This is a genomic window from Erwinia sp. BNK-24-b (assembly GCF_047456155.1).
Lineage (GTDB): Bacteria > Pseudomonadota > Gammaproteobacteria > Enterobacterales > Enterobacteriaceae > Erwinia > Erwinia phyllosphaerae.
Genome location: NZ_CP179901.1, coordinates 2,728,076 through 2,744,464, shown reverse-complemented (window position 1 = coordinate 2,744,464; position 16,389 = coordinate 2,728,076). Strand labels below are relative to the sequence as shown.

Annotated in this window: 16 protein-coding genes and 1 tRNA gene; 10 read left to right on the top strand and 7 right to left on the bottom strand. The window is 52.8% G+C overall.

Annotated elements, in window-relative coordinates; genetic code table 11:
* Nucleotides 1-133: 133 nt before the first annotated feature.
* From ACMGGR_RS12405 to ACMGGR_RS12395, 3 genes are all read right to left on the bottom strand, one after another.
* Nucleotides 134-209 (bottom strand) — tRNA-Asn (locus ACMGGR_RS12405).
* A 99-nt stretch (nucleotides 210-308) separates the two neighbouring features.
* Entirely contained in the window at nucleotides 309-1,076 is a 768-nt protein-coding gene (gene mtfA / locus ACMGGR_RS12400; protein ID WP_414147005.1) for a DgsA anti-repressor MtfA, read from the bottom strand.
* 22 nt (nucleotides 1,077-1,098) lie between these two features.
* Nucleotides 1,099-1,758: a hypothetical protein gene (locus ACMGGR_RS12395; RefSeq protein ID WP_246758914.1), complete on the bottom strand. Its 660-nt coding sequence runs from the start codon at nucleotides 1,756-1,758 to the stop codon at nucleotides 1,099-1,101.
* Between the two features lie 560 nt (nucleotides 1,759-2,318).
* Between ACMGGR_RS12395 and ACMGGR_RS12390 the strand changes: the two genes are divergently transcribed.
* Both ACMGGR_RS12390 and ACMGGR_RS12385 read left to right on the top strand, forming a co-directional pair.
* Nucleotides 2,319-3,023: a phosphohydrolase gene (locus tag ACMGGR_RS12390; RefSeq protein ID WP_414147004.1), complete on the top strand. Its 705-nt coding sequence runs from the start codon at nucleotides 2,319-2,321 to the stop codon at nucleotides 3,021-3,023.
* Between the two features lie 72 nt (nucleotides 3,024-3,095).
* Nucleotides 3,096-3,347, top strand: a complete 252-nt coding sequence (locus ACMGGR_RS12385) for a DUF6364 family protein (protein ID WP_246758916.1) — start codon at nucleotides 3,096-3,098, stop codon at nucleotides 3,345-3,347.
* An 85-nt stretch (nucleotides 3,348-3,432) separates the two neighbouring features.
* Here ACMGGR_RS12385 and ACMGGR_RS12380 read toward each other — a convergent pair whose 3' ends face one another.
* Nucleotides 3,433-4,095: an epoxyqueuosine reductase QueH gene (locus ACMGGR_RS12380; RefSeq protein WP_414147003.1), complete on the bottom strand. Its 663-nt coding sequence runs from the start codon at nucleotides 4,093-4,095 to the stop codon at nucleotides 3,433-3,435.
* A gap of 155 nt (nucleotides 4,096-4,250) precedes the next feature.
* On the opposite strand from ACMGGR_RS12380, the gene ACMGGR_RS12375 reads away from it, so the two are divergent.
* Nucleotides 4,251-5,636 carry a DNA cytosine methyltransferase gene (locus ACMGGR_RS12375; protein ID WP_414148956.1) on the top strand — a complete coding sequence of 462 codons (1,386 nt, stop codon included), beginning with the start codon at nucleotides 4,251-4,253 and terminating at the stop codon, nucleotides 5,634-5,636.
* 113 nt (nucleotides 5,637-5,749) lie between these two features.
* A complete protein-coding gene (locus ACMGGR_RS12370; protein WP_414147002.1) occupies nucleotides 5,750-6,241 on the top strand; it encodes a very short patch repair endonuclease in 492 nt (163 codons plus the stop codon).
* Here the strand turns inward: ACMGGR_RS12370 and yedA are convergent.
* Complete coding sequence (yedA, locus tag ACMGGR_RS12365) at nucleotides 6,228-7,142, bottom strand: drug/metabolite exporter YedA (RefSeq protein ID WP_414147001.1); 915 nt, start codon at nucleotides 7,140-7,142, stop codon at nucleotides 6,228-6,230. The two genes, ACMGGR_RS12370 and yedA, sit on opposite strands and share 14 nt — an antisense overlap.
* Nucleotides 7,143-7,312: 170 nt before the next feature.
* On the opposite strand from yedA, the gene ACMGGR_RS12360 reads away from it, so the two are divergent.
* Genes ACMGGR_RS12360 through ACMGGR_RS12350 form a run of 3 tightly spaced genes read left to right on the top strand, consistent with a single transcriptional unit; the run spans nucleotide 7,313 to nucleotide 8,671 of the window.
* Nucleotides 7,313-7,585, top strand: coding sequence for a hypothetical protein (locus tag ACMGGR_RS12360; protein ID WP_246758920.1), 273 nt, complete (start codon nucleotides 7,313-7,315; stop codon nucleotides 7,583-7,585).
* Between the two features lie 15 nt (nucleotides 7,586-7,600).
* Nucleotides 7,601-8,500: a DUF808 family protein gene (locus ACMGGR_RS12355; RefSeq protein WP_246758921.1), complete on the top strand. Its 900-nt coding sequence runs from the start codon at nucleotides 7,601-7,603 to the stop codon at nucleotides 8,498-8,500.
* Nucleotides 8,501-8,539: 39 nt separating this feature from the next.
* Nucleotides 8,540-8,671: a hypothetical protein gene (locus ACMGGR_RS12350; RefSeq protein ID WP_281434520.1), complete on the top strand. Its 132-nt coding sequence runs from the start codon at nucleotides 8,540-8,542 to the stop codon at nucleotides 8,669-8,671.
* A 58-nt stretch (nucleotides 8,672-8,729) separates the two neighbouring features.
* On the opposite strand, the gene ACMGGR_RS12345 is transcribed toward ACMGGR_RS12350, so the two are convergent.
* Nucleotides 8,730-10,580, bottom strand: a complete 1,851-nt coding sequence (locus tag ACMGGR_RS12345) for an acyltransferase family protein (protein ID WP_246758923.1) — start codon at nucleotides 10,578-10,580, stop codon at nucleotides 8,730-8,732.
* Between the two features lie 305 nt (nucleotides 10,581-10,885).
* A complete protein-coding gene (locus ACMGGR_RS12340; protein ID WP_414147000.1) occupies nucleotides 10,886-12,847 on the bottom strand; it encodes a sigma-54-dependent Fis family transcriptional regulator in 1,962 nt (653 codons plus the stop codon).
* Between the two features lie 186 nt (nucleotides 12,848-13,033).
* Here ACMGGR_RS12340 and ACMGGR_RS12335 point away from each other — a divergent pair, with 186 nt between their 5' ends.
* From ACMGGR_RS12335 to ACMGGR_RS12325, 3 genes are read left to right on the top strand one after another with little or no spacing between them, the layout of a single operon-like run.
* Nucleotides 13,034-14,482 carry a sugar porter family MFS transporter gene (locus ACMGGR_RS12335; RefSeq protein ID WP_414146999.1) on the top strand — a complete coding sequence of 483 codons (1,449 nt, stop codon included), beginning with the start codon at nucleotides 13,034-13,036 and terminating at the stop codon, nucleotides 14,480-14,482.
* 10 nt (nucleotides 14,483-14,492) lie between these two features.
* Nucleotides 14,493-15,512, top strand: a complete 1,020-nt coding sequence (locus ACMGGR_RS12330; protein WP_414146998.1) for a Gfo/Idh/MocA family oxidoreductase — start codon at nucleotides 14,493-14,495, stop codon at nucleotides 15,510-15,512.
* Nucleotides 15,512-16,291, top strand: a complete 780-nt coding sequence (locus ACMGGR_RS12325; RefSeq protein ID WP_246758927.1) for a TIM barrel protein — start codon at nucleotides 15,512-15,514, stop codon at nucleotides 16,289-16,291. The genes ACMGGR_RS12330 and ACMGGR_RS12325 overlap by 1 nt, the downstream gene beginning before the upstream one ends.
* Nucleotides 16,292-16,389 lie beyond the last annotated feature (98 nt).

Below are 16,389 nucleotides of genomic sequence, written 5' to 3'. Positions count from 1 at the left end.
ATGACCCCAAATCAGACCACCAATCTTGCCCGATGCGGAGGGGGAAATAAAAATGCAACGGGAAGACTTTTCACGCTAACCTATTGAATCTGAATCACATAAGGATTCGAAAAGCAGCATGAAAACAAGAATTTGGCTCCTCTGACTGGACTCGAACCAGTGACATACGGATTAACAGTCCGCCGTTCTACCGACTGAACTACAGAGGAATCGGTTGATGGAGCGCATAGTAGCGAGGGTGGTTCGCCGTGTCAACAGGAAAAAAGTTTAACGCTTTCAACTGGCTATCTTTAAAACAACCGGCACGGTTAATGTACGATTTCGTCATTACTCACGCGCTTTAGCGGCTCCTGACGGTAAAAGCGGCAGAAATGCTGATAAAGCGCTGGAAAACGTTCTTCCAGCAGCTCGGGCGCGCTGAAAAAATATTCTGACAGTACCGCAAAACACTCTGCCGGATCGCTGGCCGCATAAGCATCAATCGTGGCGGCGCTTTCGCCAACCAGATCAATTTCATCCTGAATGGAAGCCATAGCCGCGTGTAAATTCTGCTCCCAGGCAGCCACGTTACGTAACGGCATAGCGGGAACACCGTTAGCATAACCGCTGCCACGGCTATCCAGCTTGTGTGCAACCTCATGGATAACCAGGTTATAGCCGGAGAGATCGAAAGAATCCTGCACGTCCATCCAGTTGAGCACGATTGGTCCCTGCTGCCAGCTCTGGCCGGAATGCACCATGCTTTCACGATGTACCAGACCAAATTCATCCTGCCACTCGTCGTCCACAACGAAAGGTGCCGGATAAATCAACACCTCGTGAAAGCCATCCAGCCATTCGTAGCCAAGGTTGAGAACCGGCAGGCAAAACAGCAGCGCCAGACGTGCTGACTTCACGTCGTCCAGCACAAACTCCTGTAACGCTACCAGCCGTTTTTGCTGCAGGAAACGCGTCGCCAGCAGGATCAGCTGCTGCTGCTCGGCCTCATTCAATGCCCCGAGCAGGGGAATGGCCATTGCTTCTCGCCAGGGCATTTCATCAAACGTTGCCTCTGTGGTCCTCAACCATTTGATCATCGCGCCACCTTTAAGGGCAGGATTACACCCGTTTGAACTCGATCACCCAAACCCAGGGATTAACTTCCCAACTGGTGCCACCATACTGTAATGCCCACTGTTTGCGCCAGGCATCTTTCGGTGAAACGACTTCGCTGTGCATGGTGAAAAAGTTATTTAAAAAGTGGGAGTCGGTCTGCACGCCTTCGGCCAGCACGTCGTCATCGCTGATATCCTGAATTTTTTCGACGCGAATGCCGGTAATCATGAGATCGATACGGCTGGCCCAGCGCGGCATATGAATGCCTGCCTGCCAGCCGAAATGCTCATCTTCCTCGCCCGCGCTGGAAAACTCGCTGGTATCCGCGCGGTAGCGGCACCAGGCCGATGATTTAAACTGGGCCGGATTGCGTTCATATTCGGCCATCGCATCGGCAGGCACTACCGGGCCGCGCCAGGTTTCCCTGACCCACAGCCGGTCGCCAGGCTGACCGTAAGGGCAGTGGTAGCTTAAGTTCTCCATGCCCATTACGCGGTCGCCCTGCAGGTGATTGTTCAGTACGTCAATACCGTAGCAACCTTCGTGATTATCCTGACCTGGGCCAAAGAGTTGTGACTTCATAATACGTCGGGTCTGGGTCTGCTGACCGGAGAGGAGCGCGCGCACCCGTTGATCGCTAAACAAAATCGGGCGTTCTTTCATAATTTGACCCCTGTTACTTATTAGTGAAAACACCGTTCACAGCCATCAGACGAAAGGGCAGCCCGGGCTGCTCTGTGTTAAAAAAAGTGCAGTAAGAGTAAAGCAAACATTAGCTGTGCTTGTTTATTTTTGGACCAGTTGTTTACGCCCGTTTTCTTTGTTACGCAGGCGGTAAATTACTGATCTGACCGGCCTCCGGATATCGGCAAAATGCTGACATCGTCAATTTGAGATATGTCGTCTTTACAATCCCTTACAGTCATTATAGCGCAACATAATCTGGCGCTTTTGGTGATTTGCAAGATAAAAACAACGTGCCGCTCGGCTTTGATTCTAACTTACTGTGCGGCAAAATGCCGATAACTAATTGCAAATACTACATTATAAATATTTAACCATTTGCCTAAAAACAAGCCAGCTCGCGCTGGATGATGAAGTGAAACCTGTTGTGAAAGCGTTAAAATTAACGTTATAACCATGAGGTGGACGATCTCTTGCCTCGCAGTGAAGAGACTTAACTTACTGACGTTTCGACAAGTCCAAACTATAAGGAGAAGTCTATGTCACTCGCTCACTGGCAAACACGTTTTGAGAACTGGCTGCATGCCAGCTGGCCGCAGGATGATAAAGCGCATGACGTGGCGCATCTGCGACGCGTCTGGCTAACGGCACAGCGTATTATGAAAGGGATGGCGGTCGATGAGCTGGTTGTGCTAACCGGCTGCTATTTTCACGATATCGTCAATCTGCCTAAAAACCACCCCGAGCGCCATCTGGCTTCGGCGCAGGCGGCGGTAGAGACGCGGCGTATTCTGCGCGAAGAATTCCCCGACTTTCCTGAAGATAAATATGAGGCGGTGGCGCATGTGGTCCACGCGCATAGCTTTAGCGCGGGCGTCACGGCCCAAACGCTGGAGGCAAAAATCGTGCAGGATGCCGATCGTCTCGAATCGCTGGGCGCTATCGGGCTGGCGCGCGTGTTTTATGTATCCGGCGCGCTGGGCCGTTCGCTGTTTGATAGCGCCGATCCGTTAGGCAAAGAGCGTCCTTTAAACGATACCGAGTGGGCGCTCGATCATTTCCAGAAAAAACTGCTCAAGCTGCCGCAAACGATGCAAACCGTTGAGGGAAGACGCCTGGCGGAGCACAACGCCGACTTTCTGATAACCTACATGGCAAAACTTTGTGCGGAATTAAAAGGGGAATTTTGCGAGCTGGATCCGGATGTGCTGCGGGAGTTTATCGAGGCGCGAGAGAAATATTAAATTTTTGTGACAGTATAGTTAAACTAAATTTTTCAGGCTACCGTGTGGCAGACATTTATCAGGAGAATCAGTATGAACGATACCGTCAGCTTAACTTTAAAAATCGATCCCGCGCTTAAAGAGACGTTGAAAAACCTGGCGCAGGAAAACCAGACTTCCCTAAGCCAGGAAGTTAGCCAGCTTTTACAGCTCAGCCTTGCTGCGCAGCAGCAGGAACCTGCCGTCGATAATCAGAGCGTGCCGGAAGAAGCCGACGCGCAGCTGAGCGCCAGCGAGCTTAAGCAGGTTCGTGCGCTGCTGAAAAAATCTAAGAAAAAGAAATAAGCATGGCGGTTTCCCCTGATTAGCGCATCAGGGGGGTTGCTACTGCGCAAGCGATTAAAACAGCATTCTGCCCGCCGACAGGGCTTTATGACTTCTCTTCTTCATCGCCGTAATAGAGCACGCCAAGCTTAATCAGCGGACGACCCTGGCTTTTGCGATGCAGATTGCTGTCACGCAGCGAATAGACGCAGCCGCAGTATTCCTGCTGATAAAACCGTTCGCGCTTGCTGATCTCGATCATGCGTGCCGAACCGCCTTTCTTACGCCAGTTGTAATCCCAGTATACCAGGTTGGGATAAGGCGCCGCGGCGCGTTCACCGCAGTCGTTAATCTGCTGCATGTTTTTCCAGCGCGAAATACCTAAACAGCTGGTCATCGCCGGAAAACCGTGTTCATGCGCATAAAGCGCGGTACGTTCAAAACGCATATCGAAACACATAGTGCAGCGCGCGCCGCGTTCCGGCTCCCATTCCATTCCTTTGGCACGCTCAAACCAGTTATCGGTATCGTAGTCGGCATCGACAAAAGGCACGCCGTGCTTTTCAGCGAAGCGGATATTCTCTTCCTTACGCAGCAGATATTCCTTTTGCGGATGAATATTCGGGTTGTAGAAGAAGATGGTGTAGTCGATCCCGGCCGCGGCAATGGCTTCCATGACTTCGCCAGAGCAGGGCGCGCAGCAGGAGTGCAGCAGCAGTTTGTCAGCGCCATTCGGCAAGGTTAGCGGCGGACGTGTGATATCGCTCATCGTATCAGGCTCCATTTTTTTAAACAGGGCAAGTTTAGGCGGATGGTCGTGCAATGTCACGGCTTCAGGTCCGCCATAAAAGTCTGCGGGTTACCTGGCTTTCACCCCTTGAAGTGATAGACTGGCAGGCGTTTATTTCCGTTAACCGAGTGATTATGAGCGAGTTCGACAGCATCGCAGCAGCACCAGACCAGTACACAGAAGACCAGCAGCTAATGCAGCGCCTGCTGGCCGTGTACGACAGCAAAACGCTTGTGGCAACGCTACAACAGGTTGGTCACCATAGCTGGACGCGGGAAGCGTTAAGCCGCTGGCTGAAAGGAGCGGGCAATCCGTTAAGCGAGGCGGAGGCCAGCGCGCTGGCGGCTATGCTGCCGCAACCGCCGGCGCACCATCCGCACTATGCTTTTCGTTTTATCGATCTGTTCGCCGGCATTGGCGGTATCCGCAGCGGTTTCGAAGCTATTGGTGGCCAGTGCGTGTTTACCAGCGAATGGAATAAATACTCGGTCAGAACCTATAAGGCGAACTGGTATTGCGATCCGCAGGCGCACGTCTTTAACCAGGATATCCGCGACGTCACGCTCAGCGCCAGCCCGGTTAGCGAGCAGGAAGCCTATCGGCATATTGACCAGCAGGTGCCGGATCACGACGTATTGTTGGCCGGTTTCCCCTGTCAGCCGTTCTCGCTGGCGGGCGTCTCGAAGAAAAATGCGTTGGGCCGCGCCCACGGCTTTGAGTGCGAAGCGCAGGGTACGCTCTTTTTCGACGTGGCCCGCATTATTACCGCGAAAAAACCGGCTATTTTCGTGCTGGAAAACGTCAAAAACCTGAAAAGCCACGATAAGGGTAAAACCTTCCGCATCATTATGCAGACGCTGGACGAGCTGGGCTATGACGTGGCCGATGCGGAAATCAACGGCGCGGCGGATCCCAAAATCGTCGATGGTAAACACTTCCTGCCGCAGCACCGCGAGCGTATTGTGCTGGTGGGCTTCAGGCGCGATCTGCAACTGCCAAAATTCAGCCTTTCCGTCCTTTCCTCGCTCTATCCGCAGCAGCGCGTGATGCTGCGCGATCTGCTGGATAAGGAAGTGGCAGCAAAATATATTCTGACGCCAACGTTGTGGAAATATCTCTATAACTACGCCAAAAAGCATCAGGCGAAAGGCAACGGCTTTGGTTACGGCCTGGTCGATCCGCAGAAGGAGCACGGCGTGGTGCGCACGCTTTCTGCCCGTTACTATAAGGACGGTTCGGAAATCCTGATCGATCGCGGCTGGGACAAAGTGCTTGGTGAAGAAGATTTTGACCATCCGCAAAACCAGCTGCGCCGTCCGCGTCGCCTGACGCCACGGGAGTGCGCTCGCCTGATGGGCTTTGAAACGCCAGGCGGCAACAGCTTTCGCATTCCGGTTTCGGACAGCCAGGCCTATCGCCAGTTTGGCAACTCGGTGGTGGTACCCGCTTTTGCCGCGGTCGCCAGGTTGCTTCAGCCCTGGATTGCGCAGGCGGTAAAGCAGAAGGACGCTTCTCGCTAAAGGTCGGCCATCTGAATAAATCAGCAGCATTGCGGCGCGCCCACTGCTGCTGATTGCTTTGCGGCCGCTGGCACAGAAGGGCACTATACTTAAGCCACGATAAGGAAGGTGCTATGGCTGACGTACATACCTCAGAAATCCGCAGTAAAAACATGCGCGCCGTCCGCACGCAGGATACGGCGATTGAAACCCGGCTGGCGGAACTGCTGGCAAACCTGGGCTTCAGCTATCGCGTGCAGGACAAGTCGCTACCGGGAAAACCGGATTTTGTGCTGGAGAGCCACAAGGCCATTATCTTTGTCCACGGCTGTTTCTGGCATCATCATAACTGCTACCTTTTCAAAGTCCCCGCCACGCGAACCGAATTCTGGCTTAACAAAATCAACGGTAACGTCGAGCGCGACCAACGCTTTATCCAGGAACTCAGCGCCAGCGGCTGGCGGGTAATGATTATCTGGGAATGCGCGTTGCGCAATAAAAAGAAGCTGAGCGATGAAGCTATCGGTTCCCGACTGGAGGAGTGGATTTTCGCCGCAGAAGGCAACGGCGAAATTGACTGGCAGGGTATTCATCCACTGGACGATGCCCGTCCTAATCAGCCCTGACGGATTTAATCACCGGTCTGCCGGGGAAAAGATATTTGCCCAGCGTCACCAGCACCACCGCCAGCACGATAATGCCCAGCGCCAGCCATTCGCGCGGCGTCAGGCTCTCGCCGGCAAATCCCATCCCCAGCAATACGGCAACCACCGGATTAACATAGGCGTAGCTGGTGGCGATAGCCGGGCTAACGTTGCGAATAAGAAACATATAGGCGTTGATAGCGATAACGGAACCGAACAGCGTCAGATAGCCCAGCGCCAGAAACCCGGACAGCGCGGGTGCAGCGGCCAGCTTTTCGCCGCTGAGCTGGCTGCCCAGCAGCAAAACCACGCCGGCGGCTAACATTTCAACTGCACCAGCCATCATGCCCGCAGGCAGAGCAATACGCGATCCCCATACCGAGCCAAACGCCCAGCTGACAGAGCCGATCAGGATCATCAATGCCGCCCAGGGATTACCGGCCAGATGTCCGCTGCTGTTGAGCAGAATAATGCCCACCAGCCCGACGGCAATTCCCAGCCATTCTATCCAGCGGCCAGGCATGCCAAACAGGCGGCTAAAGCACATGGCAAACAGCGGCACGGTAGCGACCATTACGGCGGCAATGCCGGACGGCACCTGCTGGTGCTCTGCAATCGTTACCGCGCCGTTGCCGACCGCCAGCAGCATAATGCCGACCAGCGCGGCATTGCCTGTCGCCCGCCAGCCGGGCAGCTTTTCACCACGCAGCAGCAGGAAAACCAGCAGCACCGTCCCGGCCAGCAGAAAGCGGAGTCCGGCCATCATCATTGGCGGCCAGCTCTCCACGCCCACGCGGATCGCGAAATAGGTTGAGCCCCAGATAAAGTAAAGGGCAAACAAAGCGGCCAGGAGAGGAAGCAAAGCGGGCGAGCGGCGTAACATAAATTTTCTCGGTGCAGATAAAAGGCGGTTACGGTAACGTTAAAATCTTGTTTCAACCAGATGAATAGTCACTTTTTTTAGCTGAAAAAGCGATTCAGGCCACATAATTTGCATCTCTCGCGCATACTTGCTTAGTATGCTCTCTTTAACATCCTGTAACAGAGGCGGCGATGGCCAGTATCAAACTGACAGTCAGGCGGCTGTATAAACTCAGCGGCGAGCGGATGGTCAACACGCAGGCCACCGCGCGCATTTTCGTTGGCAATCGCCTGGTTGCCACGGAAGAGATTAGCGGGATGACCGAAAGTCCGGTCAGCAAATTTCTGCATCACGATTTGGCTGAAAACGCGCCGGTACGGGTAGAGTGGGATTGCGATGGCGTGGCGGATATGGCGGTAGCGGCGGTGGAAGTCTGCCCCTGCTGCCAGCATGATGAACATTAAATAAGGAAGGGTATTTTGGCAGGAAGTAGTTTACTGACGTTACTGGACGATATCACCACGCTGATGGACGATATTTCGGTGATGGGCAAAGTCGCCGCAAAGAAGACGGTTGGCGTGCTGGGCGACGACCTGTCGCTGAACGCGCAGCAGGTTAGCGGCGTCAAGGCCAACCGCGAGCTGCCGGTGGTCTGGGGTGTGGCAAAAGGATCCTTTTTGAATAAGCTGATTTTGGTGCCGCTGGCGTTAGCAATCAGCGCCTGGATCCCCTGGGCGATTACGCCGTTGCTGATGCTGGGTGGCGCTTACCTGAGCTATGAAGGCGTAGAGAAAGTCGTTCACAGCCTGCACGGTAAAAAAGAGAACAGCGACGAGGCGCGCGAACAGCGGCTACGTAATCTCTCACAGCAGGAAGCGGCCGCCTTTGAGAAGAAAAAGGTAAAAGGCGCGGTGCGCACCGATTTTATTCTGTCAGCGGAGATCGTAGCGATCACGCTGGGCATCGTGTCAGAAGCGCCGCTGCTTAATCAGATAGTTATCCTCGCGGGTATCGCTATTCTGGTGACGATTGGCGTATACGGAATCGTAGCCTGCATTGTGAAAATCGACGATCTGGGCCTGTGGCTGAAACAGAAATCTTCGTCGCTGGCGCAGGGTATTGGTGGTGTGTTGCTGACGCTGGCACCTAAAATGATGAAGGTGTTGACGGTGGTGGGCACGCTGGCGATGTTTTTGGTCGGCGGCGGGATTATTGCTCACGGCGTGCCGTTTATTCATCACTATATTGAGCATCTGGCCGCCGGGTACGGTGGCATCGTCAGCTCGCTGGTGAGCAACGGCGCCAACCTGGTACTCGGTTTTATTGTCGGATCGATCGTGCTGTGCGTGGTAAATCTGGCTGGCAAACTGCGGTCATAATCAGTATAAAGACAGCCCTTCACCAAACCGGGAGCGAAGATGAAAGACGATATGTTTGAATTTGATATTGATGCCGAGCTGGAGCAGGCGGAAGCCAACGCGGAAAAAAAAGCCAGCGAAGTGCCGACTGACCTGGGCGATGAAGCAGACTGCGAAGGCTGCAAAATCTAACCCTGGCGTCAAAACTTTTAAGCGGAAGAGCCTCTCTTCCGCTTTTTTTATGTCTTCTTTACAGGTTTGCCACTCTTTGCGGCTGGCTGGGCTGCTGCTGTTGCGCATTAACGGTACGCGACAGATAGCTCGCCACGTAATTCGCTGACGCCATGCTCAGATGGTTGTTATCAAACAGCAGCGGCTTGCCGTTGACCAGCATGTTGCATTTATTCTGCTGACAGAGCACGGAAGAGGGCATAAAGCGCACTACGCCAGCATCAATATACTTTTTGATATTGTCGAACGCCGGATTGTTAAAGGCGAACTGCGGATCGCGCCCGCGCGCCAGCGTGGTAGGAACATCAACACCCGGCGACGGCACTGGTCCAACAATAATTACCTTCTTGCCGTGCGCCATCAGCTGCTCAGCGCTCTCATTCAGATTGCGGTAGAACGAGGTGGGATAAGCTTCATAGCGTGCCACCATTACCACCACCTTAATCGCCTTGTCCGCTTCGATAAAATTGATGGCGCGCTGATTGTGCGCAATACAGTTCGGCCGCACGTCCAGCTGGAAGCCAAGGGCTGGTGGGCAAGCGGAATAGGTGATTTCATAGAGCGAAACGTGGTTATTACCCAGCGCGCGGGAAAGTTCTACACCATGACTGTCGCCCCAGACGGCTACAGTCGGTTTCTCTGTGCCAAAGTGACAGTAGCTCGACGTTTCCGGCACGCCGCCGTTAAAGTGGCAGCTGCTTCTGGCCGGACTAAAGTCTTTGTGCGCCGCGATAAACGCCTGCGTCTGCGGGCTAAAGCGCGTTGGCCAGCCGCCTTTGGTCCAGGTTGCCGCGCTCACCGCGACCAGAATGGCCAGGCCGACGGCGCTGGTTTTATATAAGCGCGCGGCAGGAAAGGCGCTGCGGTTGCGGAAAGGACGTTCGATAAAGCGCCAGGAAAGCGTGGCGATCACCAACGACACCGCGACCACCAGCCAGCGTCCGCTGCTGTCCATCAGCAGATTCCAGTTGCGGAAAAAGACAATCAGCGGCCAGTGCCACAGATAGAGCGAATAGGAAATCAGCCCGATAAACACCACGGGTTTCAGCGACAGCAGCTTGCCAACCAGCGTTTGCTGCGCGGCAAAGATAATGCACACGCTGCCAAAAACCGGTAGCGCGGCGGCATAGCCAGGAAACGCCGTCTTTGCATTGAACAGGAAAACGCTGCCGACGATAGCGGCAAAACCGGCCAACGCAATCAGCTCATTAAGCAAAGCGCTGCGCGGCTTCGCCACGCGGTTCAGCGCCAGCAGTGAACCGGCCATGAGTTCCCACGTGCGTGAAGGCAGCAGGTAGAAAGCGGCGGAAGGTTTCGGGCCGGTAAGGAAAATGCTTAACAGGAAAGAGGCGGCAAAAATACCGAGCAGGAACAGATCGGGCTTGCGCTTCAGCTTAACGATGATAAAGAACAGGATAATTGGCGCAAAGATATAGAACTGCTCCTCGACGCCCAGCGACCAGGTATGCAGCAGCGGCCGCTCTTCAGCATCGCTGGAGAAATAGCCCGACTTGCGCCAGCTGACGATATTCGACACAAACAGCAGCGCCCCGGCAACCTCTTTTGGCAGGAAGTTGTAGTCGTCAGGCAGCAGCGCAAAAGGCGCCACCAGCAGCACAAACAGAATCACCGAAAACAGGGCGGGGAAAATACGACGAATACGCCGTTCATAGAAGTCGATAATGCTGTAGCTGCTGTTATGGATGTCCTTCAACAGGATGGAAGTAATCAAAAAACCACTGATCACAAAGAAAACGTCAACGCCGACATAGCCGCCTGAAAACGTACTGAAGCCGGCATGGAAGAGTAAAACGGGCACGATTGCTAACGCGCGCAGGCCGTCTATATCCGGTCGATATTTGATATTCACAGAAACTCCTGTCAGAGGAATGTTACAAAGCTACGTAAAATAAAGACAATATAGGTAAATTTGTGTTAACTAAACCAGTATCATCTTAAACGAAGCCTAAACGGCATTTTTCAGATTAGTGCCGCTGATGTTTTTATAAGTCACTGTTTATTTGAATTTTTCAGAATGGGTAAGGCAGTGTGCTTCTTTTGTTACACTATCCAATGCAGTATTATCAGGAAGCGGGACTCTGGCAATAGTATAAATAGTTAAGTATTAACAATATTCACATTCACATAAGCGGAATGCCCGGTATTAACATTGAGCTATTGTCCTCTCAAAAGCTTTATATCTACCTGCCACTGGTTCAACTTGTTATAAAGTGCAGTACGTGAAATTCCCAGTTGCTGCGCGGACTGGCGTAGATTGCCTTTTTTTTCACTGACTACTTTCAGCACATGTTGGCGTTCATTGTGCTGTAATGAAGGCAGCGTATCTGTACTGCTTACTCCTGCTTTCGTGCGGGTCATTTCCTCAGGTAAATCTTGACAGTCGATCTCCAGTTGTTCACATAAATTGACCATACGCTCGACCAGATTTTCAAGTTCGCGCACGTTGCCGGGCCAGTGCCAGTTTTGCATGCAGCTCAGGGCCTCGGCTGTTACGCGCGGAGTGATACGTTTAAGACGGGCACAAAGTGACTGAATAAAACCATTAACTAATTCGGGAATATCTTCCTGCCGCTGACGCAGCGGTGGAATTTCCAGCGAAATGACGTTCAGTCGATAGTAGAGGTCTCGACGGAAAGCCCCTTTCTCCACCGCATCCAGCAAATTACAGTGAGTCGCGGCGATAATGCGCACATTAATGCGAATGGGGTGTGCTGCGCCAATACGCAGCACTTCGTTTTCCTGCAATACGCGCAGCAAACTGGTTTGCGCCTCCAGCGGCATTTCACCAATTTCATCAAGAAACAGAGTGCCGCCATCAGCCAGCTCAAATTTGCCCGCCGAACCGCCACGACGTGATCCGGTGAAGGCACCATCACTGTAGCCAAACAGCTCGCTCTGTATTAAATCTCTTGGCAATGCGCCACAGTTCAACGCAATGAAAGGTTCCTGATGGCGTGAACTGGCGTTATGAATTGCTTGTGCGAATAGCTCTTTACCTGTACCGCTTTCACCGGTCAGCAATACGGTACTGTCGGTTCGGCTGCTGGCGCGAGCCTTTTGCATGGCCTGTAATAGCGATGGCGCATTACCCCGGATCATTTCGAAACGGTAACTGGCACTAACACCTATCACTCTACGCGTAATAGCACGGATACGCTGGTTTTCGCGCAGCGATAATACCCTTCCGCCGTCAGGCGCTGGCATTAATGAAATCAGACAGGAAACAGGCTGCAGGCCGCCCGGAACAAATTGCAATTCACGATCGTTGCAAAACGGCATAGTAAGCAAAGAACCCTCCTGTGGCTGTAGAAGCGTGTCGATAGAGCCACTATCCGGGTCGAGCCCGGGAAATATTTGCCGGGCATAGCGGTTGAGGGTTTTGATGCGCCCAAAACGATCGCTGACAATCACGCCTTCATTCAGCGTTTCCAGGATGGATTGTTGCTCTGCCAGCAATCGTTGTAGCATCAGCTGTTGGCCCACGGCTTCTGCTGCTGCCTGAACGGTGCCCAGCGTATGCGTATTGAAATTATCTGGCGTAGCGGTCAGCGTCAGAACGCCAATAAGCTGCCCGCTGGCATCGCGAACAGGAGCAGCGGCACACTGGCGGTTGCGTTTACGCAAAGCCAGCTTCCAGTTTTCACCACTTAATACATATACCAGTCGCTGCTCTGTCAGACAGCGGGCCGTGCAGTTTGTACCCAGCACGTCTTCACGAAGAATACTGCCAACCGGCGTTAAGTCGGCACCACAATAATGTAGCGTTACCCCCTGGGCATCGGTCAAATTAATATGACCATCCGGGTTATAGGCCAGCAGGTTTTCCATAATGCTCTGTGCTACCCGGATTAGCGCTGCATTGTGTTCAAGGATACTGGCCAGTTCATCCGGGGGAGGAGCAACGTAATTAAAGGAGGATAAATCGATATTGCGCATTTGCGAGCGCTGCCAGGATTGCAAAATGCCGGGTCGTATCCAGGCAGGTTTTTCACCTCGTTCAAAGCTATGCCAGCCTTGCCAAAGCAAATTGTCCCAGTGAGCAAATTCCGTATTAGTCGGAAGGCTAAAAATAGGGTCGCTTTCATCTTTAAAAGGCAAACGTTCAATGGCGTACATAGCGCGCTCCGCATAGCAAATGAAATGTACATTTTATTGACATGTTAAGTTTACATGTAAATTTTATTGCCGTTTTGTGAGTTAAATCCGTGCCGCGTCTCACATAATTTCCTTTTTTATCATTGGCATCAGCTTTGCAATAGCTATGGCAAGTGTGCTCATCGCGCAAAAAAGGAAATAAATAACATGCGTAAACATAATTTAAGGCTGATCCTTTTCATCTGCACTATCGCTTCACTAAGCGGCGTTATCCTGGGTTATGACGCCTCGGTTATCTCCGGCGTTATCGATCCATTTTCGGAACATTTCAACCTTTCGCCCTGGGAAAGTGGCTGGGCCGTTTCAAATGTTATTTTGGGATGTGTCTTCGGGGCCTGGGGGGGCGGCTACATTTCCGACCGGATTGGGCGTAAATCGACGCTAATTGCTACCGCAGTTCTGTTTGTCATCTCTGCTGCTGGCGCAGCGTTAGCCAACTCCTTAACCGATTTTGTAATTTATCGGCTTATCGGCGGACTGGCAGTAGGCATGGCCTCCGCTATTACTCCGCTGTATATCGCTGAAATATCGCCAAAAGACTGGCGGGGCCGCATGCTGGGTTTGCAACAGATGCTCATGGTTGGCGGTCAGGTGACCGTATATGTGGTGAATTACTTTATTGCGCGCGGAATGACGCATGAGTGGCTGGTTAATGCAGGTTGGCGCTGGATGCTGGCTTCTGGCGTGGTGCCCTGTGCACTCTTTCTGCTGTTAGTGCCGTTTATGCCTGAATCGCCAAGATGGCTGGCGCTTAAAGGGAAAACAGAGCGCGCCCATGGGGTATTGACGCGTTTATCTAACGGACAGCATGCCGATCGTTTACTCCAGGAGATCCTTATTTCTTTCCGGCACGAAAGCGCGCAGTCAAACCAGCGCAGTATTTTACGTGACCAGCGCGCCCGCTACATTTTGTTAATTGGCTGCGCTATTGCCGTTCTGCAACAGGTGTCCGGCATCAATATTCTGCTTTACTACGCGCCGTCGCTGCTAAAAAACATTTCTGGAAGCATGCAAACTTCGCTATTCCAGAGCATTTTTTTGGGCCTTGCGCTACTGGTGGGGGTAGCTGTTTGCCTGAGCGTGATTGATCGTCTGGGCCGTACGCCGTTGCTACGTTGGGGAGCGCTTGGCTGTGCGCTATGTCTGATGTTTACTTCATGGGCATTTATTACGCAGGTAGAAGGTTTATTGCCGGTAGTTGGTCTGGTGGCCTTTGTGTTGATCTTTGGTCTGTCATGGAGTCTTGGTGCCTGGCTGCTGATATCTGAAATTTTCCCTAACCGTATTCGTGCCGTGGCAATGGGGTTCGCTTTTTCATCCATGTATGTAGCGAATTTTATCGTCACGCAAAGTTTTCCAATGATGAACCGCAGCGTCCTGCTGATGGCACGCTTTCATGGCGCGTTTCCGCTCATGCTGTGTGCTTTGGGATGCCTGGTGGCGTTCTGGTTTGTAAAACGTTTTCTGCCGGAAACTCGCGGCGTTTCGCTTGAGCATATTGAACCCCTCATGCTTTCCAAATCCCGTCGCTTTGCCGAAGAGGCGCGGCGACCTTTAGAACCTCTTTCTACCCACATCGGTAACCCTGAACAATAAGGAGTAAATTATGACTTTTAAAAAACCACCGGTACGTGTTGGCCTGATTGGCGCAGGGCGTATGGGAAGCTTTCACGCTGAAAACCTTGCCTGGCGCGTGCCCGGTGCAACTCTGGCAGCCGTGGCCGATCCACAGCCAGGCGCAGCGGCGAAACTGGCCGAAAAACTCGGCGTTGAAAAAGCTTATAGCAACCTGCATGAGCTGTTAATGGATGCTGAAATTGATGCCGTTGTTATCGCTTCGCCAGCCCGCACGCATGCTGAATGGGTTATTGCCGCAGTCAGCGCAGGCAAACATGTGTTTTGTGAAAAACCAATGGCGGTTACGCTGGATGAGGCGGACCGTGCTATTGCAGCGGCCAAAGGAGCAGGCGTGGTATTGCAGGTTGGCTTTAACCGACGCTTTGACAGCGGATTTGCGGCCGCGATAGCAGCAGTGAAAGCGGGTGAGAATGGCACAACGCAATTAAGCCGCTCGGTCACCCGCGATCCAGCCTTACGCGATCCGGCACCTATACCACAATGGACAATATTCCTTGAAACCCTGATCCATGATTTCGATACGCTGTTGCACTTTAACTATGGCGCTAAGCCGGTGGAAGTTTATGCGCTGGCTGATGCGTTGGTGCGCCCGGATTTCAAAGATAAGGGGTTACTTGACACCTCGGTAGTGACTATCCGTTTTGATAACGGCGCTATTGCCACCGCTGAGGCCAATTTCCAGGCGGTTTATGGCTACGACGTACGTGGTGAAGTTTTCGGTAGTAAAGGCATGTTACAGGCTGGCCATATCAACGCCACTAACTGCGTGCGTTACCATGCCGACGGCATCGCGATTGAAACCTCCCGCATGGACTCCGATCTGCTGCGTGAAGCCTACGTAATGGAAATGATTGAGTTTGCCCGCTGCATCCGCACAGGAGAAACGCCGCGTGCTACTGGCGAAGATGCACGCAACGCACTTGAAATCGCGTTAGCCTGTATTGAATCCGTGAAGCACGGCCAGCCAGTCAAGCTGGGAGGCCGCTAATGTGCAGCTATCAACTCTCCGTATGTGCCGAAATGGTTTTTCTCGATCTGCCGTTTGTAGAACGGGTCAAGCGTATTCACGAGCTGGGTTTTGGTGTTGAAATCTGGGGATGGGCCAATAAAGACATTGCCGCGCTGGCTGCTACTGGTGCACGTTTTACCTCTATGACCGGTTATCTGTCAGGTAATTTGCTCGATAAAGAAGAGATCCAACAGCTGCTCCAAAGCGCGGAAGCTTCGCTGGCCGTGGCAGAGCGCTTAAATTGTCCGACGCTCAATTTGCATGGTACCGGGCTCGATGACAAAGGCCTGCCGGTAAAGCCCGTGGAAACCATCACCGGTGAAATGTGGCTAAAAGCTGCAGATACGTTACGTAAAATAGCGCGGCTGGGTGAGGGCGCAGGTCGAGTATTTACGCTAGAAAACCTTAATCTGCCGGTTGATCACCCGGGAACACCGTTTGCACTGGCGGCCGATACGCTGGCGCTGGTAGAGACTGTTGACAGCCCCGCGCTGAAAATGAATCTTGACCTTTATCACGCACAAATTGGCGAAGGTAATTTGATTGCCCTGATCCGTCGAGCGGGCGCGGCAATAGGCGAAATTCAGGTCGCCGATGTGCCTGGCCGTCAGCAGCCGGGTACAGGTGAAATCAATTATCGTGCTATCGCACGCGTGCTGCATGAGGTCGACTATCAGGGAACGGTAGCGATGGAAGGTTGGGCCAGTGGGGACAGTACCGCCGCGCTGCTGCAATTTCGCGACTGTTTTACACTATAAAAATTACGGTGACAGGCACTTTCCGTGACCTGTCGTTAAAATTTACTTTTGATATCAAACGTTGCTCCATTGTGAATAACCTTGTAGTCACCGCTCAA